We start from the raw sequence: 18,551 nt of genomic DNA, 5'->3' as shown, positions 1-18,551 counted from the left end.
CGGGATACTTCGCCGTGCTGTGTTCACTGTCGGCCTGCGTGTCGCGCCGAACGCACACGTCTGAGGGCGAGCCAAGGCTTCCTCTGCGTCGGCGGGACCGTCGTGAACAAGCTGGTCCTGCCACTGCCGGTATACGCTGATCAACGGTGCTCCCGGTAATCGGCTAAGGCTCGTCCCCAGGGAGTGGAACCGCTTTCCCCGCCGTTCGTTTGTCTGCGACGTGTTCAGGCGGAACGCCGTTGTTTAGGAGCGAGTCGACAAGAAGGCCGGCGTCCCGTGTGTCTCCGTGGTTGGTGAGCCAGGCGAAAGCGAAGCCATGCACGGTAACGGTCAACAATTCGGGCAGGTCATCAGAGCTGAGGAGTTCAGCGATGACGAATCTGGCTTCGAGCACATGCCCATGTTCGGTTAGCCAGTCCAGCGCGTCGGCAATGGCCGGCGCGCGCGAATCCCTGCGTCTGAGAAGTGCGGCAATGACGAGCCAGGCTCCTTTTAAGCTGCCATGAGTAGCGATCCAGAGGCGGCAGTAGGCGTGGACTGCGCTGGCGATGGACTCATGCAGCCGGTCGTGCTGCGGAGAAGCTGTGGTGCTATGCCCGACGTTGGATGCTTCGTGAGCAGTTGGCCAAGAATGTGCTCGTATATGGCTGTTGGTGACTCCGGTCGAGTCGACTTGATCAAGAAGTGGGGCAAGAACGAACCGGGCTTCCGGTGTGCCGCCATGTTCGGAAAGCCAGGCGAATGCGTACCTGTGTGAGAAATCAACATCTGGCAGATTACCGCGTTGCAATATCGAGTTAAGGACATACGCGGCCTTCAAGGTTCCCCCATGCTGAGAAAGCCAGTCGCGTGTGGCTGGCCATGCGGCATCGGGGTCGGGAAGACCGTTGCCTCTCCAAAGTGAACTATGGACGTATGCCGCATCCGGCGTCGAGTTGTGTGCGGCGATCCATTTGTGCACGTAGCTGTACGTCGCGTTGGCGTCAGGTAGATCCTCGCGGCCCAGCAGCGCGGTCAGGACAAACCGGGCTTCTGGCGTGCCGCCGCGGCTGGCGAGCCAGCTGATGGCGCACTCGCACACAAAATCGGGTTCCGGAAGTTCTTCCCGCTTCAAGAGTGAAGATAAGACGAGCTGTGCTTCCGGTATGCCGCCATGCTGAGAGAGCCAGTCGCGTGTGGCTGGCCATGCGGCATCGGGGTCGGGAAGACCGTTGCGCCTCCAAAGTGAACTATGGACGTATGCCGCATCCGGCGTCGAGTTGTGTGCGGCGATCCATTTGTGCACGTAGCTGTACGTCGCGTTGGCGTCAGGTAGATCCTCGCGGCCCAGCAGCGCGGTCAGGACAAACCGGGCTTCTGGCGTGCCGCCGCGGCTGGCGAGCCAGCTGATGGCGCACTCGCACACAAAATCGGGTTCCGGAAGTTCTTCCCGCTTCAAGAGTGAAGATAGGACAAGCTGTGCTTCCATCGTGGTGCCGCACTGTGCAAGCCAATTGAAAACATGTCCATATGCGATGGCGGAGCTCGGGATGTCGCCGCGCTTCAGGAGTGAAACGAGAATAATTCGAGCTTCTGATAAGTGGCCGTGAAGAGTGAGCCAGTTATCTGCGAACCTAAATATCGCTGCGTCGGTAAGGGCGGGCAGATCTCCGGGTTTCAGAAGCGGCGCTATTACAAACCTGGCCTCTGACTTGGCGCCGTGGTCGGCAAGCCAGGTAAACGCGTGTGCGGCAATTTCAGGTTCCGCTCCGTTGCGCCTGAGCAACACCCCGAGTAGAAATCCGGCTTCAGATGCACCACCGTTGTGTGCAAGCCAAGTGTATGCATGCGTCACGGCGGGTTTCAGATCGATCAGGTCGGCGCACTTGAGTAGTGACGCGAGGAGAAAGCGTGCCTCGGGCATGGCGCCGTGTGTATCGAGCCAGCTGAGGGCACAGGCATATGCGTCGGTGAGGCCGAGGCTTTGACGCGGTCGGCCGAGAAGCGAATTGAGGACGAACCGCGCTTCCGGCGAGGTGCCGTGAAGTTGGAGCCATTTGAACGCGGCGGCGTGGACCGACTTCGGATCGACCAGGTCGGTGCGGTCGAGAAGCCGACTGAGGACGAATTGCGCTTCCGGTGAGGTGCCGTGAAGTTGGAGCCATTTGAACGCGGCGGCGTGGACCGACTTCGGATCGACCAGGTCGGTGCGGTCGAGAAGCCGACTGAGGACGAATTGCGCTTCCGGTGAGGTGCCGTGAAGTTCGAGCCATTTGAACGCGGCGGCATGGACCGACTTCGGATCGACCAGGTCGGTGCGGTCAAGAAGCGAACTGAGGACGAACTGCGCCTCCGGCGAAGAGCCGCACAATCTGAGCCAGGCGGACGCATGAGCCTGTATGTCGGCCGTGGTGGATTCCGGGATGCCATTGCTTTTCAGAAGGGGGGCAAGGACGAGTTGGGCATCGACAAGAGCGCCGTGTTCGGAAAGCCAGGTGAGGGCGGCCACGAGTAGAAGCCCTGACTCCTCGGAGGAGCTGAATTTCAGACCCCGATAAATGATGTACCGGGCTTGCCGGGTACCGGCGTGTTCGGTGAGCCACGGTCGGACGATGGTGGCCCAGTTGGCATGGACTACTGAGGACCATGCGGTGTTCTCGATTAGAGCAATGATTGTATAGCCGCCCTCATCACGAAGTGATGAGAGCAGTTTGCTAATGTGCAGGACATGCTTAGGTAGCCACGTGGCACAATAGTTGGACAGGTCGGCTTCGCGCTCGTCAAGTTCCAGGTCACGGAGTAAGCGGCCCAAATTTCTAGCGAATCTCCCGAGCGTTCGGGCCTGTGTGAGGCAACTGGCCAGCACCCGCTCCGCGACATTGGCTCGTACCGTGTTGCTGATCCGGCGAACCAGAGTGCGTTCGAGCAACTGGTCGGCGACGATGTCATGGACGACGGACCATTCTTCGTCGGAGGAGGTTACCCATCCCATGGCATAAAGGACCGCGAGCAGATGATCTGCAGATCCTTCGCTTTCGCCAAATGCCGCTGACCCGCACTCGACGATACTCTCGCGGGTCTGTGGCATCGCGGCGACCATGGCGGCACAAACCTGCAGTGCAAGTGGAGGATCCTTATCTTCAAGCAGGCTCGCTGCCTTTGCGGGTAATAACTTGTCCTCCTCGAGCCGGCTGGTCAGCCAGTCGATGAGCTGTCCGGGCCGGATGCCTTTAGCGGTCGGATGAAGCAGCCCGGCCTTCGCTTTAGCCTCTGCCTCAAGAGCGATGAGGACGGCTAGGACGGGTCGTTTTCCGCAGAGGTTGAGTAGGCGACCTTCGCCGACGACCCGAATGGCGCTCGGCGCCAACGACCGAACGATGTGTCGCTGGATAGCATCGCTATACTGGCCCTCGAGCTGCAAGTCGACCGTACGAAACAAGTGCCGAAGTTCTGGATCGTCCTGACGGTGGAACCAGCCTGGCCGTGCGGAGGCCAGCAGGGCCAGGCGGATTCCTCGACGTCGGGCCTCCGGAAATACCTGATGCCGCAGTGCCGCGAGGTCCAGACGGGACTCGTTCAGATAGTCCACAATCACGAGGACTCGGCTCGGACCTCGAAGGATTGTGCTGAGGAGCTGTTCGGTCGTGACCGGAGTCTTGCCGGCCTTCACATGTAGAACCTGCCAGCCAGCAGAGACAGCACGCTCACCGACCTCGAAACAGGTACGAGTCTTGCCGATCCCGGCAGCACCGACCAGCAACGTTCCTGACTCGCTTGCACAGCGGTCGAGCTCATCGAGGATGCGATCCGGGTGAGTATTGCTGATCGGATCCGGAGCAAGGTAGGGTAGCGACTCGATTCGAAGATTGGCAGCCATGCCGGTCAGGCCGCGAACCTCGTCCATGTGCTCGACGATCCCATTGAATGAATCCGCTTCCGACAGTGGCTCGATCTTGCTTAGATGTGATCCAACCAATGTTGCGAACACGGCATCGGTCATCAAGTAATCGATGCGGACGGCCTCGAGGCGGTCTGTCGTGTAATGTTCTGGTGCGCTTCGGACTATGCCAATTAGTACGCGATCCTTATCTGTGATCAGTGCCGATCCTGAATGCCCGGCCCATGGTGACTTATAAAGCATGTCCTTGGCGTTCTGGTCTAAGATCCGCTCTTTAGGCACGGCGATGTCAGAACTGAGGGCGTAGCGCTGATCCTCGATCCCTGTCGACGGCATGACCAGCCAGTGGCCTTCTTCTATCCGGCCAGGGCGAGGTGAGTTTGTTTTTTTCCTTGCCCAGGAGTAGCCCACCGTGACACAGCCGATCGGCCTGCTCCCCACGAGGCGGCCATAGCGCGTTACCGTTTCGGCAGGCGTCCAAGCCGCTACACGCAACTGGACCAAGGCCGCATCGACATCGAGACCGTCTCCTCGCCAGACGACCACGGCCTTGTACTTGGGTTTGCCAAAAGGCTGGACTATACATAATTTACCGAGCGCGCCGACGATATGTCCCGCAGTCAGTACCAGGTCAGGTCCGATTGCGTAGCCTGAGCCTGACTTCACACCATCCACCAGCACCGCACGCGCAATGTGGTTCTCTAGGGTCATCGTGATTCTCTAATAATCGTCACCGATCAGAGTGTCACCGTCGCCGCCCAGTGTAATGTCGTGCGGCTTCAGTACTAGCGTCACCCGGTGGACGGGTGCATCAACGACTTGATGCTTGCTGCCGACTGCGAGCACCTTCCACAACCCGACCTTCCCGTCCGCTCCTTTGGTCGCACTGGCGACAACCTCAAGATTGAGGTGGATTGACTCGACTGAGAACCGGATGCGCTCATTGGCCCCGCCAATTGCGGCTTCCTGTAATTCTTCCCGCAACTGTGCAATCGCTACCGACAGAGGTACCCCGTATTCATCCACAAGAGCCAGATCCGAGTCCATCGCTTCCTCACTCTCATCCCTTTTGCTCCATGCGCATTGCCTGTGTCTTTCTGCGTGTCCACTAAGAGCTCGTCATCGGACGAGGGGACAGCGTAGTACAACAATCATGATTCATGATGCAGGTGGGGCGAAACGACGACTTAGATGGCTATAATTTAGACATGTCAGTAGAAATATTGCAATCAGCTGGCGATCGGTAGAAAACTGGCGGACAGCTGGGTCAGGTTTGCGGTCTGCTGCTGGACCCCGGCCGAGCTATCACCGCTTGACGAACCCCGTCTCGTCCACCACCAGGACCCCGTCGGGCGGCCCAGATGCTCGACCACGTATGCGCGTACGTCGTCGCCGAGCTCGCCGCCTGGATCGACGCCTGTTCCGCCTGCCGCCGAAGGCTCAGAACCGCTCGCCGCAGACGCCGGTCTCCGACATGACAAAGCACTACTCGGACGTGGCGCCGTCGCGGGACAGATACCGGCGCACGGCGGGGTTGGTGAACCGCAGCACGGCGCCCGAGCAGGCCAGGATTCCCTGCCCCTGCATCCGGATCAGGAACCGCGGCAGCGCGGCGGGCAGGTGCCCGCGGGCGGCCAGGTAGATCCGGGCGAAGTGGAACCTGCCCCAGGCGCTGCCCAGGAACGTGATCAGCCCGAACCCGGCGAAGGCCATGACGCCCTCGACCGCCACGGCGGCCAGCGACGGCCGGTGCGGCATGTTCTCGGGGAACGCGGTGCCCAGCACGCCGATGAGCAGGCACAGCAGGAGCGGGCCGAGGCCGAAGCCGGCAGCCAGCCGGACGGACCGGCGGGTGACGGTGGACAGGGTGGCCGCCAGGTCGTCGGTGCGGACCTCGACGGCGGGGGCGGGCCGGTCCACGACCGACTCCCGGAACACCGTGATGGCGATGAAGACGGCGTAGCCGACACCGGCGTAGAAGGCGAGCTCCTGCCAGCCGCCCAGCGGGAACCAGCGGCGCTGCCGGAGCCACTCGGTGGCCGGGTCCCACGCCGCCGCAGGCCAGTTCAGGTATCGCATGACCGCCATCAGCAGCAGGAACGCGGGCCCGTACCGCAGGCCGCGGCGCAGGCCGATCACCGCGCCCACCCGGCTGACCGACAGCCGGGTCCGGGCGGCGGCGGGCAGCTTGGGGCGGGTGGCGAGGGAGCCGGTGATGGAGGCGCCGGTCATCGCGGCGAGCACGGTCAGCACGCCGAGCCACCACAGGTGCCCGTGGGCGCGGCTCGGATCGCTGACGGTGATGTAGCTCGCGCCGTGTTCGTGCAGGTAGCGGGTCATCAGCGCGGTCAGGTCGGCGGTGACGCCGGGGCTGAGGCGTTCGGCCGCCAGGATTCCCGGCCAGCTGGTCAGTTCGAACACCAGGGCGGCCAGCAGGGCGTAGACGACCGCCCCCAGCACCGCCGGGACCTCGGCGATCAGGTGCCAGAACCGGATCTCGCCGGTGCGGCGCCGGTCCAGGTGCCGGGCCAGGAAGCCCAGCCAGCGCAGCTGCTGCGCGCGGGTCCAGCCGCCGGCGGGTGCCGCGGGCCCGGCCGCCGGCGGTGTCGCCAGGCCGCCGAACAGGTACGTCGTCACCGCGATGGTGTCCGCGTCGGGCACGGCGGCCGGTGCGGGCGCGCGTCGCAGCAGCGGCATCGCGTCCGGCGGGGTGTACGGGCCGGCGACGCGGCGCGGGTCCCACCCGTCGCGGGCGGCGGCGTCGGCCAGCCGGGTCCGGTGCAGCCGGATAACCCGCACGTCCGCGCCGATGACCCCGGCGGCCTCAAGCCGGGCGTACGCCTGCTCCCGGCACCCGACGACGACCAGGTGCGCCGCGGCGTACGCGGTGAGCCCGGCCCACGCGGCCGCCGACCACGCCGCCGGGATCGTGTCGGCGTCGTCGACGAGCGCGACCGTGGCCGCGTCGGCGACGACGCGCTCGGCCCGCAGCCACCGGTCGACCACCGGCAGCGCCAGGTCGGCTTCCGCGGCGATCGCGGCATCGGTGAGCCAGTCGGGGAAGGTCCGCTCGCCGGGCCGCCAGCGCGCCGCCGACGCCGTCAGCGTGACCCGCCCGTCGCGCGACGCCTGGCCGGCCAGCCGGTGCAGCACCGTCGACACCCCGGTCGCGGCCGCCCCGATCACCACGACCAGCCCGGTGGGCGCCGCGACGCCGGCCGACGACAGGTCGGCCAGGCCGCCGCCGTCCGATCCGGACGTCCAGCGCACCGGGGGCGTGTCGGCGGGCGGAGACCCTCCCGGTCCAGCCGCGCCCGGCCGTGTGGAGGTCTCCGTCGCCCGCATACGTCCGTCCTGGTCACCTCGGTCGCCGCTGTCGCACCAGTCTCACCGCGGCGGCACGGGCGGGAAAGGTCCTGTCGGATTCCGGTCATCGGTCCACCGGGGACGGCGGGTTCTGCTAGTAGTTTCTGGTGCCTACGCAGTGGCTGCGCCGTCGGATGACCGGGTACGTCGGCGTGGAGCTGACCGACAGCACGATCGCCGACGGACGCCCGCACGATCTGCTCGCGGCCGCGTTGCAGATCGAGGCGCGGCTGCCCCGGCTGGCGCCGGACGACCCGCTGCGCGTCCCGCAGGCGCTGCGCGCGGCATGGCTGCGGCTGCGGCTGCTCGGAGCCCAGCCCGCCGGGGAGCACCTGGCCCTGGCCGAGGCGGCGATGCGGACCCTGGCCGCGACCCCGCCCGGCCATCCGCTCGCCGCCGCGGTCGCCTGCGTGGCCGCCCGCACGCTGTCGCTGCGGGCCCAGCGCGACGGCGACCCCGCGACGTTGCACGCCGCCGAGCAGGCGCTGGACGCGGCCGTGGCGCACCTGGAGGCGGCGCCGCTGTCGCTGGGCGCCGTCGCCGACCTGGCGGCCTTCGGGTTCTTCATCGGCGTGGAACTGGTCGAGGCGGCGCACTCCCTCGGGGTGGCCCACCAGCTCCACTTCGAGCGCGGCCGCGGCGCCGAGCACATCGACCGGGCCGTGGAGCTGCTGGAATCGTCGTACGACGACATGATGAGTGTCGCGGCGGTCACCCGCCTGGCCCGCGCCCTGGCCGTGCGCGACCGCGACGGCGACCTCGACGCGGCGATCGAGCAGCTCGACGCGGCGATCGGCGCCAGCGCCGAGGAGGACGAGCACTATCCGCCGCGCCTGATGCTGGCGGCCCAGCTGCTGTCCGAACGCTTCCGGCGTACCGCGCACGTCGGCGACCTCGACGCGGCGGTGAGCCGCGCGGCGGAGTCCGTGGCGTCCACCCCGGCGGGCTGGCCGCTGCTGGGAACGCGCCAGTCGGTGCTCAGCGACCTGATGGTCACCCGGTTCGAGCAGACCTCCCGCCTGGCCGACCTCGACCACGGCCTGGCCACCGCGCGGCACGCGCTGGCCGCGGTGCCCGCCGGGCTGCTGCCCACGCTGCGCGCGGCGTACGCGGGCTGCCTGCTGCGCGCCCACTCCGCCACCGGCGCGGACGACCTGCTCGACACCGCCGCCGACCTGCTGGCCGAGGACGGCGACCGGGTGCGCGACGGGTCGGCCGGGTGGGGCCTGGACATCCACATCGGCCTGATGACGGCCCGGGGCCAGCGGGACGGCGAGCCGGAGCGGCTGGACGAGGCGCTGCGGCTGAGCCGGCGGCAGCCGCAGACCGGGGCAGGCGGCGACCACGCACGGCTGAACCTCGCGATGATCCGCCTGGCCCGGCACCGGCTCACCGGTGACACCGGCGACCTGGACGCCGCGATCACCGACCTGGTCGGCCTGGCCGACGGGGCCGCCGGGACGGCGATCGAGTTCCTGCGCGTGCCGGTGGTCGCGGTCCAGCTCGGCCGGGCCCTGCTGGGCCGCTCGCGGATCACCGGTGACGCGGGCGACCTCGCCGCCGCGATCGAGCGCCTGCGCGCGGCGGCCGCCGCCTGCCCGCCCGAGCACACCCAGGCCCCCGCCGTGCAGGCCAGCCTGGCGGAGGCGCTGCTCAACCGGCACGCGCGCCTCGGGACGCAGGCCGACCTCGACGCTTCGATCGTCGCGTACCGGGCCGCGGTCGCCGCCACCACGACCCGCTCCCGACACCGCGACTTCTACCAGGGCGAGCTGAGCCGGGCCCTGCTCACGCGGTACGGCCTGCGCGGTGACGCCGCCGACGCGCGGGAGGCGGTCGACGCGTCCTGGTCGGCGCTGGCCGTCAGTCCCGCCGTGGCGGGCCACCGGGCGGGGCCGCTCACCGGGTTCGGCGCGGCGCTGCTGGGCCGCTACCGGGCCGACGGGGACCCGGCCGACCTGGACGAGGCCGTGACCGCGCTGACCTGGGCCGTGGCCGCGGGCAGGGACGGCACCGAGGCTGCTGGGACGGTGGCGGAACTGGTCCGGGCCCTGCTGCTGCGTTCCGGCGCGCACGGGGACGCCTCCGATCTGGAGCTGGCGCAGACCGAACTCGTCCGGGCCGAGCCCGCGCCGGGGCACCCTGACCGGGGCCTGCTGCTGCTGCGCTGGGGCCAGGTGCTGGCCGCCCGGTTCGGACAGGGCGAGCAGGACTGCGGCGACGCGGCGTACCGGCGGTTCGCGCGGGCGGCGGCCGACCCGGTCGCTGCGGCGGCGATCCGGTTCCAGGCGGCGACCGCGGCGGCGGCGCTGGCCACGGGCCGGGACGACGCGGTGGCGGCGGCCGACGCGTACGCGCTGGCGGTGGAGCTGCTGCCGCTGCTGGTCTGGCGCGGCCTCGACCGCACCGACCAGGAGCGGTGGCTCATCGAGGCCGGTGCCGTCACCGCCGACGCGGCGGCCTGGGCGCTGGCGGCGGGGCGGCCGCGCCGCGCGGTCGAGGTGGTCGAGGCGGGCCGGGCGGTGCTGTGGGACCTGGTGCTGCAACTGCGCACCGACCTGCGCGACCTCGCCGCCGCCTACCCGGACCGGGCGGCCGCGCTGGAGTCGGTCCGGGCCGCGCTGCTGGCCCAGGACACCCGCCAGGCCGCCATCGGGCCCGACGGCGGTGAGCTGGACCGGCGCATCGCGCTGACCCGGGAGTGGGACCGGCTGGTGGCGCAGGTGCGCCAGGACCCCCGGTTCGCCGACTTCCTGCGCCTGCCCACGTACGACCGGCTGGCCGGGGCCGCGCAGGGCGGTCCGGTCGTGCTCGTCAACATCGCCGGGCGCCGCAGCGACGCCCTGATCGTCGGGCCGGGCGAGCCCGTGGTGGTGCCGCTGGAGGTGACCCCGGCCGACGTGGCCGAGCAGGTGGCGGCGTTCCTGGCCGGCATCGACCACGAGGAGGCGGCGCAGATCGACGTGGCCGGCACGCTGCGGTGGCTGTGGGAACGCGTGGCCCTGCCGGTGCTCACCGCCCTCGGGCACACCGGGCCGCTGGCCGGGGACCAGGCCGGGCCCCGGGTGTGGTGGTGCCCGACCGGCCCGCTGGCGCTGCTGCCGATCCACGCCGCCGCCGACGGGGCGTTCACCGACGGGGTGCCGCACCGGGTGGCGCCGTCGTACACCCCGACGCTGCGCACGCTCATCAGCGCCCGGGAGCGGGCCCGTGCCGCGGCGCCGCTGCGCCGCGCCGCGCTGGTCGGCATGTCGCAGACCCCCGGTGAGCAGCAGCCGCTCAACATCGAGCAGGAGCGGGCGGTGCTGCGGGACCACAGCGGCGGGGACGTGACCGAGCTCGTCGACGCCGCCGCCACGCGGGAGGGGGTGCTGGCGCTGCTGCGTACCCACAGCTGGGTGCACCTGGCCTGCCACGGCTTCCTCGACCCGGCCCGGCCGGACGCCTCCGGCATCGTCGTGGCGGGCGGCGACATCGTGGCCGTGCGCGACATCGCGCGGCTGGCACTGTCCGAGGCGGAGCTCGCCTACCTGTCGGCGTGCTCGACCGCCAAGGGCGACCGGCGCCTGCCCGACGAGGCGGTGCACCTGGCCGCGGCGATCCACCTCGCCGGGTTCACCAACGTGGTCGCGACCCACTGGCCGGTGCTGGACCGCGACTCGCGCAGCACCGCGACCGCCGTGTACGGCGCGCTGCGCGAGGGCGGCATGTCCAGCGCGCACACCGCGGCCGCACTGCACCGGGCGGTCCGCGCGCTGCTGCACGGCCGCGCCCGCCACCAGCCGATGCGCTGGGCCGTGTTCTCCCACACCGGGATCTGACCGTACGGCGGCACGCGGTCCCGGGCGGCTACGCTCGGACCGTGCCGCTGACCGCATCCGACGTAGACCGGTTCCAGGCCGCCCGGCCGCGGCTGGAGGCCATCGCCTACCGCATGCTCGGTTCGGCGGCCGAGGCCGAAGACGCGGTGCAGGAGGCGTTCCTACGCTGGCAGGCCGCCGACCTCGACCTGATCGAGGTGCCCGAGGCGTGGCTCACGAAGGTGCTCACCAACCTGTGCCTGAACCAGCTCGGTTCGGCGCGGGCGCGCCGGGAGACGTACGTGGGCCAGTGGCTGCCCGAGCCGCTGCTGGCGGGCGATCCGATGCTGGGCCCGGCCGACACCGCCGAGCAGCGCGAATCGGTGTCGTACGCGGTGCTGACGCTCATGGAGCGGCTGTCGCCCAACGAGCGGGCGGTGTACGTGCTGCGGGAGGCGTTCGACTACCCGCACCGCGACATCGCGGAGATCCTCGACCTCACCGAGTCCGCCAGCCAGCAGATCTTCCACCGCGCCAAGCGGCACGTCGCCGAGGGCCGGGCCCGGACCGAGGTCGACGAGGCGGCCGCCCGGCGGATCGTCGAGGAGTTCCTGGCCGCGGCGACCAGCGGCCGGACCGAGCCGCTGGTGCGCCTGCTCACCGCCGACGCGATCGCGATCGGCGACGGCGGCGGCAGGATCCCGGCCCGCACGAAGGCGTTCGAGGGCGCGATCGCGGTGGCGAAGTTCCTGTGGGGCCTGTTCCGGCCCGCCGAGGCCAAGCGCGCCCTGGTCGGCGGCACGCCGGAGGTGTACGCGTGGACCGCCAACTGCGGCCCCGCCGCACTGGCGGTGCTGGACGGCCGGGTCGTCGGCGTCATGTGCCTGGAGGTGACCGAGGACGGCATCGCCGCCTTCCGCAACCAGGTCAACCCCGACAAGCTGGCGCGCGCGACGGCGCAGTGGGCGGCCACCGAGCACGGGGAGCCGCTGTTCCGCGCGTTCTGACGGTCAGGTGAGCTGCTTCACAGTCCGTACCTGTCAGCAATCGGCGGGCCGCCCGGTTCAAGAGGCGAACCCGCGTAGACAGGAGCAGGAAATGCAGCACCGCATCGTCGTCCTCGGCGCCGGATACACCGGTGCCATCGCCGCCGGCCGCCTCGCCAAGCGGCTGCGCCGCCAGGACGTCGCCATCACCCTCGTCAACGCCGAGCCCGACTTCGTCGAGCGCGTCCGGATGCACCAGCTCGCCGTCGGCCAGGACCTCAAGCCCCGGCCGCTGCGCGAGATGTTCGCGGGCACCGGCGTCGAGGTGCGGCTGGCCGAGGTCGCCGCCGTCGACGCCGACCGCCGGACCGTCGCCGTCACCGGCGCCGGCGGCACCACCGAACTGGGCTACGACACGCTCGTCTACGCCCTGGGCAGCGGCTGGAACACCCAGGGCGTCCCGGGCACCGCCGAGCACGCGTACGAGATCGCCAGCCGTCCCGGCGCGCTGCGGCTGCGCGAGCGCCTGGCCCGCCTCGGCGCCGGGCAGCCCGTGGCCGTCGTCGGCGGCGGCCTCACCGGCCTGGAGGCCGCGACCGAGATCGCCGAGGCCCGCCCGGACCTCGACGTGGCCCTGGCCGTCCGGGGCGGCCTCGGCGACTGGCTGTCGCCCAAGGGCCGGGCGCACCTGCGCAAGGTCGTCGACCGGCTCGGCATCACCGTGTACGAGCAGGCCGACGTCACCGGCGTCGAGGCCGACCGGGTCGCGATCGCCGACGGCCGGGTCGCCCCGGCGGCGGTCACCGTGTGGACCACCGGATTCGCGGTGCACCCGATCGCGGCGGCCACCACGCTGGAGGTCACCGGCACCGGCCAGATCGTGGTCGACGCGACCATGCGCTCGGTGTCGCACCCGGACGTGTACGCCGTCGGCGACGCGGCCATGGCGACGGGCCCCGGCGGCAAGCCGCTGCGGATGTCGTGCGCCTCGGGCACCCCGGCCGCGTGGCAGGCCGCCGACGCGATCGCGGCCCGCCTGACCGGCGGCAAGCTGCCCGAGACGCCGATCCGCTACTTCAACCAGTGCATCTCGCTGGGCCGCCGCGACGGCCTGATCCAGTTCGTCACCGCCGACGACCGCGCCAAGGAGTCGGCACTGACCGGCCGGACGGCGGCGGTCTACAAGGAACTGGTGTGCAAGGGCGCCGCCTGGGGCGTGGCCAACCCCACGCTCGGCATGCCGACCCGGCACCGCCCGGTCACGCGGCCGCAGGCCGCCGACGCTCGGCGGCGGTGACGTCCTGCTCGCTGCGGGCCTGGGCCGGTGCCGCGGCGGCGGGGCGGCGGTACTGCGCGAGCCGGTCGGTGACGGCGTAGAGGAACGTGATGCTGCCGAGCAGTTGCAGCAGTTCCTCGACGGAGGCCCCGGCCAGGTGCTGGAGGAACGGGATGCCGGCCAGGGCCTGTCCGTGCAGGCCGACGGGCGCGTGCAGGCCGGTCAGCGCGCCGAAGACCTCGGTCGCGGCGACGCCCGCGGCGTAGAGGCAGCCGGCGGCGATGACCAGTCGGCGGGTGCGGGCGGGCAGGTGCCGCAGGAACCCGACGTACGCGGCGGCGAACACGAGCACCACCGGGGCGAGCACGACCAGCCACGACGACGCGGCGCCGAGCACGACCAGGTGGCTGCTGCGCAGCACCTGGTGGGCGTCGGCCATGTTGTCCAGCGACAGTAGCGCGAGCGCTACCCCGAGCACCCGCCAGTGACGTACGTAGCGGGTCTCGCCCGCGCCGGCGGCGGCGGTGCCGGTCTCCCACAGCACGCAGGCGGCCGCCAGCAGGACGCCGGAAGCGAACCAGCTCGGCAGGTTCTGCCGGTCATCGACGTTGAAGAAGCCGGTCAGCCACGAAGCGAGCCGGTCGCCGCGGCCGAGGCCGAACCCGTGGTAGGCGACGTTGCTGGCCATGCTGGCCGCGTGCAGCGCCGCCGTGGCCCACAGCAGGCGTCGGACGAGGGCGCGAGGGCCGGGCAACTGCATGATCATCGCTGTCTTCCTCCGGTATGGCCGGATGACGACTATAGGTATGAATTGCCGCTCTTAACCCGAAACACGCGGCCGCGAGCGATTCTTCACGAGACTGCAATCTTCCGGGTCGCGCAGTCTGGAAGATGCCTGACCGACCGCGCGGCGGGTACGGTGCGGCTGGCCGCCTCGGCCGTACACGGGGGATCCACCCACATCAGGAGGACACCCCGATGAGGACCAGGATCGCCACCCTCGCCGCTGCGGTGGCGGCGCTGACCACCGCGGCGATGCTCGTCGTCGGCATCGCCGCCGCCGACCCCGTCCCGCCGAGCACCCCGTTCCCCGCCGTGTCGGTCAACCCCGACGTGTGCAAGGCGGAGAAGATCCGCGTCGACCAGGCGCAACTGCGGTACAACCAGGCCCTGGCCACGTACAACCGGGTGCTGGAGGCCTACCGCCGGGGCGCGGCCTCGGCCCAGGAGCTGCGCAACGCGCAGAAGGCGGTGGACGAGGCGGCGCTGGCGCTCAACAACGCCCGCTACGCGCAGGCCGTCTGCCAGAACAACGCGGCGAACCCGGCGAACAAGGACTGCGTGAACATCGCGCTCGAACTGAACCGCCTGCTCGACGAGCTGGCCATCACCAAGGACCTGGAGGCGCTGGCCAAGGCCTACTTCGAGGCCGCCCAGTACGCCTACGACCACGGCGCGATGAGCGTCGAGGAGTACGAGCGGATCAAGACCGCGTACGAGCTCGCCAAGTTGCAGACGCAGCTGATCGAGCAGCTGATCGCCGACCAGCGGGCGCGGGCGGCCGCCGCCGGCTGTAAGGACGTCGAGCGGCCGCCGGCCTCGCCGAGCCCGTCGCCGTCCGCGCCGGCCAGCCCGTCCCCGTCGCCCACCACCGGACCGGGGCCGTCGTCCTCGCCGGTGCCGGTCCCGTCGGGCAGTGCGTCGAGCACCACCGTGCCGGCGACTGCGGTTCCGGCGGCACCGGCCGCCGGGTGACCGTACGCCGCACCGGCTCCCGCGGTCGCCTCGGCACCGCGGGAGCCGCGTGCCGCACGATGGGAATTGACCACTGCGAGGACGCTGCGGGACGTTGGTGCCATGCCTCATACATGCGCATGTGTTTCCGGAGTGTCGGCATGAACCGGGTGCGTTTCTGGTGGTGGGGATGGGTGCTCGCAACCCTCGTCGTGCTCACCGCGACGGTGTGGCAGCTCGTAGTCGGCTGACGTCACTGCCGCGTCGGCCGCCGCTCCGGCTGCTTCCGTGACAGGTCCGGCTGAGGCGACGAACTACCCGGGGAACGTGGCCAAATTGACTGTGTCGATGCCCCTCGACGACAATCCTGATCGATGACAGAGTTGATTCAGGTCCAGCTGCCCGATGGGGAAAAGATCTGGGCGAGGGTGACGAGCAGCGGGCCGAGCGACGTGGGTTTCGGCGAGAAGCTACGGAGCGTCGAAGGGTTCACCGAGGCAGTGCGCGGTGTCGTGTCCAACGTCCAGAAAGGCCTTGAGGGCCTGCGGCCGGACGACCTCACCGTCGAGTTCGGTCTGGAGCTCGCGCTGGCCGAGGAGGGGGTCGTCGCGGCGCTGGTCGGGGTGCATGCGGATGCGTCGGTGAAGGTCACGGCCAGCTGGTCGGCAAAGCCCTGAGGCGGGACACGGCATGGAGCCGACCGATGTGATCGTTCGGTCGCTACGCGGCTGCCTGGTGCAGGTCAAGGGCGAGACGCAGACCGGTAGCGGGTTCTTCGCGGCACCGGGGCTCGTGGTGACGTGCGCGCACGTGGTGGGACGCAAACGTGTGGTGACCCTGCGGCAGGGGGCGGCCGCCTGGGAGGGAAAGGTCGTCTTCGCATCACCGCTGGGGACGTCGACCGTGGCCCCATACCCGGATCTGGCCATCATCGAGACTTCCTCGGACATTGAGAGCAGTCGTTGCGTCTGGTGGGATCAGAGGCTGCCGTCGCCCGGCTCGCCGCTGCATGCCGTCGGCTTCTCGAAGATCTATGGCGGGGAGCTGAGACAGAGTTCGGCGTCGCCGACCTTCGACGGCACGTACGACTTCGACGGCGAGATGCTGGTGCTCGGCGGCCGTGAGATAGCGGCGGGTATGTCGGGCGGCCCGGTGCTGAACCTGAAGACCGGTGGGGTGTGCGGGGTCACCAAGGTCAGCAGGCAGCAGGACTCCGATCGCGGTGGCCTCGCCATACCGATCTGGGCTTTGCGATCGGCCGATCCCGAGCTCTACCGCAGGCTGATTCGCGGGCAGGACCGATACTTCGGCGTCGAGCGGGAGTGGTCCACGGCCGCGGACGCGCTCACGCGGACCAGGCCGCACGAGATCCTGCCCGTCGAGCTGCGGCAGTTGCGGGCGCTGCTCGCGGAGACCGAGGTGCCGAGCGATCACGCGGGCCGATTCATGCGCGCGGCCGGACGCGAGTGCCTACCGCCCGCACGCGACCTGGTCGACGCGTCGGATGTCGTTACCGACCTGTCCGGGCAGGTCGCCCCTTCCGCCGGGGAGCTGCCCTACGTGCTGCGCTATGCGGCCGACCTGGCCGCAGGCATGTCCGGCAGGGAGGGCCAAGCGGTTCGCGACTGGACGCTGCTGACCGCCGGCCGACTCAGGCTGGGCAAGGCCGCCGTGGCGCGACTGAACGGCGCCGCAGCATTCACCCAGCCGTCGTCGCTGATGGTGCGCCTGCGTCCGACCGGGGCCGCACACGACAGATTCGCGGTGACGATCTGGCGATACTTCAACGAGGCGACGATCATCCCGCTGCCTCTGGACACCGAACCGCTAACCTTGCCGCAGGCGATCCGGCTCATCCGCGACGAGCTGCCCCGCCAGCTGACCGCCATGGCTCCGGACTGTACCGAGATCATGGTCGAGATGTTCCTCCCGCAGCAGCTGCTCGAACTCGACGTCGAGACCTGGAACCTGTGGCCGGATGACAAGCCCTGGAGTGCGGTGGGCCGCACGCATGCCGTGATCGTGCGAGACCAGTCCCGGCTGGAGGACATGCGCGGCGCCCCCGCCTGGCAGAAGCGTTGGGAGCGGGGCGCACACGCCGACCTCGGTGCCAGGATCGAGTCGGTGCCCTGCTCAGACGATCGCAGTCATGAAGCTGTCGAGGGCTGGCTGGAGGGCGACCATCGACGGTCTGCGCTGGCGTTCGCCTCCTCCCCCTTGCGGTCCGGCGGCAGGTCCGCGCTTGAGGTCGGAGTTCCGGCCGGGGTTCCGGTGATGATCTGGCGGCGGGGCTACTGCGCGGACTGCCCGGGTGGGGCATGTCCCGGTGAGGACTTCGTCGAGCGACTGCGCGGTGCCCTGGCCGGGGTGAGCATGACCGAGCTGCCCGAACGGGTCAGGAAGTTGCGTAGTGATGCCGCGGCCGGCGACCGGCTCGCCGATGATCTCGTGCTGCTCTATGACGACCCGGGGCGCCGGCCGCCCCACGACCGGCTGGTCCGTCCCGAGGAGAGGATGTCATGAGTGCTGACTGGTTGATCTTCCGAGGAACGGGCGAGCCCCATGACGGCATCGCGCGGCTGCCCGCACCGCCGCCGTGGCGGGAGTTCGCCGGCGGTCCTGCGGGGGAGTTCGATCGCGTCGACGAGTCCTCCCACGGCCAGCGGCGCAATGCGCTGGCCACCACGTACCAGGCCGACCCCGGCACGGTCGAGTTGGTCAACACGGCACTCTATCTGCGCCGTCCGCTGCTGGTGACCGGTGAGCCGGGCGTGGGCAAGTCGACCTTGGCATACGCGGTGGCGCATGAGCTGCGCCTGGGCGCCGTGTTGCGCTGGCCGATCACGAGCCGATCGACCCTGCGGGACGGCCTCTACCGGTATGACGCGATCGGGCGTATCGAGGACGCCAGCAGCGCCGCCGCCATCGGTGCCGACCTCGGCCGCTACCTGAGACTGGGAGCGCTGGGGACGGCACTGGCGCCGTACCGCATCCCGCGCGTGCTGCTCATCGACGAGATCGACAAGAGCGACTTCGACTTTCCCAACGACCTGCTGAACATCTTCGAAGAGGGCGACTACGAAATTCCCGAACTGGCCCGTATCGCCGACACCACCCCCGAGGTGTGGCTGGCGCCGGCCGATCTCGGACCCAAGGTCCTGGTCAAGGGCGGTCACGTGGCATGCCGGGCATTTCCGCTGGTCATCATGACCAGCAACCAGGAACGCGAGTTCCCGTCGGCGTTCCTACGCCGATGCGTGCGGCTGGACCTGCCGTCGCCGGATCACGCCAGGCTCGGTGCGATCGTGCGGGCACACCTGGGTGATGCTCAGGCGAATGCGAGCGAGGACCTCATCGCCACCTTCCTGGACCGCCGCAAGACCGGCGAGATGGCCACCGACCAGCTACTCAACGCCGTCTACCTGGTGAGCAGGGCCGCCGGAGAAAACCGCGGCGCGCGGCAACACCTGGCCGATCTGATCCTGCGGCAGCTGAACTCGTCGGACTAGCGT

The 18,551-nt window shown here is 69.7% G+C and carries 11 protein-coding genes; 7 read left to right on the top strand and 4 right to left on the bottom strand.

The window, feature by feature from the left end; translation table 11 throughout:
• Nucleotides 1-163: 163 nt before the first annotated feature.
• From Cs7R123_RS24485 to Cs7R123_RS24475, 3 genes are all read right to left on the bottom strand, one after another.
• A complete protein-coding gene (locus tag Cs7R123_RS24485; RefSeq protein WP_212830061.1) occupies nucleotides 164-4,588 on the bottom strand; it encodes a trypsin-like peptidase domain-containing protein in 4,425 nt (1,474 codons plus the stop codon).
• A gap of 9 nt (nucleotides 4,589-4,597) precedes the next feature.
• A complete protein-coding gene (locus Cs7R123_RS24480; RefSeq protein WP_212830060.1) occupies nucleotides 4,598-4,924 on the bottom strand; it encodes a trypco2 family protein in 327 nt (108 codons plus the stop codon).
• A 438-nt stretch (nucleotides 4,925-5,362) separates the two neighbouring features.
• Entirely contained in the window at nucleotides 5,363-7,147 is a 1,785-nt protein-coding gene (locus tag Cs7R123_RS24475; RefSeq protein WP_212830059.1) for a hypothetical protein, read from the bottom strand.
• A gap of 203 nt (nucleotides 7,148-7,350) precedes the next feature.
• Between Cs7R123_RS24475 and Cs7R123_RS40840 the strand changes: the two genes are divergently transcribed.
• From Cs7R123_RS40840 to Cs7R123_RS24460, 3 genes are all read left to right on the top strand, one after another.
• Nucleotides 7,351-11,064: a CHAT domain-containing protein gene (locus Cs7R123_RS40840; protein ID WP_212830058.1), complete on the top strand. Its 3,714-nt coding sequence runs from the start codon at nucleotides 7,351-7,353 to the stop codon at nucleotides 11,062-11,064.
• Entirely contained in the window at nucleotides 11,034-12,050 is a 1,017-nt protein-coding gene (gene sigJ, locus Cs7R123_RS24465; RefSeq protein WP_374707092.1) for an RNA polymerase sigma factor SigJ, read from the top strand. Before Cs7R123_RS40840 ends, sigJ begins: the two co-directional genes overlap by 31 nt.
• 91 nt (nucleotides 12,051-12,141) lie before the next feature.
• A complete protein-coding gene (locus Cs7R123_RS24460) occupies nucleotides 12,142-13,326 on the top strand; it encodes an NAD(P)/FAD-dependent oxidoreductase (protein WP_212830056.1) in 1,185 nt (394 codons plus the stop codon).
• On the opposite strand, the gene Cs7R123_RS24455 is transcribed toward Cs7R123_RS24460, so the two are convergent.
• Nucleotides 13,289-14,071, bottom strand: a complete 783-nt coding sequence (locus Cs7R123_RS24455; protein ID WP_212830055.1) for a hypothetical protein — start codon at nucleotides 14,069-14,071, stop codon at nucleotides 13,289-13,291. The two genes, Cs7R123_RS24460 and Cs7R123_RS24455, sit on opposite strands and share 38 nt — an antisense overlap.
• Nucleotides 14,072-14,283: 212 nt before the next feature.
• On the opposite strand from Cs7R123_RS24455, the gene Cs7R123_RS24450 reads away from it, so the two are divergent.
• From Cs7R123_RS24450 to Cs7R123_RS24435, 4 genes are all read left to right on the top strand, one after another.
• Nucleotides 14,284-15,060 (top strand): hypothetical protein, encoded by a 777-nt coding sequence (locus Cs7R123_RS24450; RefSeq protein ID WP_212830054.1) that lies wholly within the window; start codon nucleotides 14,284-14,286, stop codon nucleotides 15,058-15,060.
• Nucleotides 15,061-15,413: 353 nt separating this feature from the next.
• Nucleotides 15,414-15,716, top strand: coding sequence for a CU044_2847 family protein (locus Cs7R123_RS24445; RefSeq protein ID WP_212830053.1), 303 nt, complete (start codon nucleotides 15,414-15,416; stop codon nucleotides 15,714-15,716).
• 13 nt (nucleotides 15,717-15,729) lie between these two features.
• Nucleotides 15,730-17,562: a trypsin-like peptidase domain-containing protein gene (locus Cs7R123_RS24440; protein WP_212830052.1), complete on the top strand. Its 1,833-nt coding sequence runs from the start codon at nucleotides 15,730-15,732 to the stop codon at nucleotides 17,560-17,562.
• The gene (locus Cs7R123_RS24435) at nucleotides 17,559-18,548 is read left to right on the top strand and encodes a MoxR family ATPase (protein WP_244872108.1); all 990 of its coding nucleotides are present in this window, start codon (nucleotides 17,559-17,561) and stop codon (nucleotides 18,546-18,548) included. Before Cs7R123_RS24440 ends, Cs7R123_RS24435 begins: the two co-directional genes overlap by 4 nt.
• Nucleotides 18,549-18,551: the final 3 nt, after the last annotated feature.

The organism is Catellatospora sp. TT07R-123, assembly GCF_018327705.1.
GTDB lineage: Bacteria > Actinomycetota > Actinomycetes > Mycobacteriales > Micromonosporaceae > Catellatospora.
This window is presented reverse-complemented; position numbering and strand designations above follow the sequence as displayed.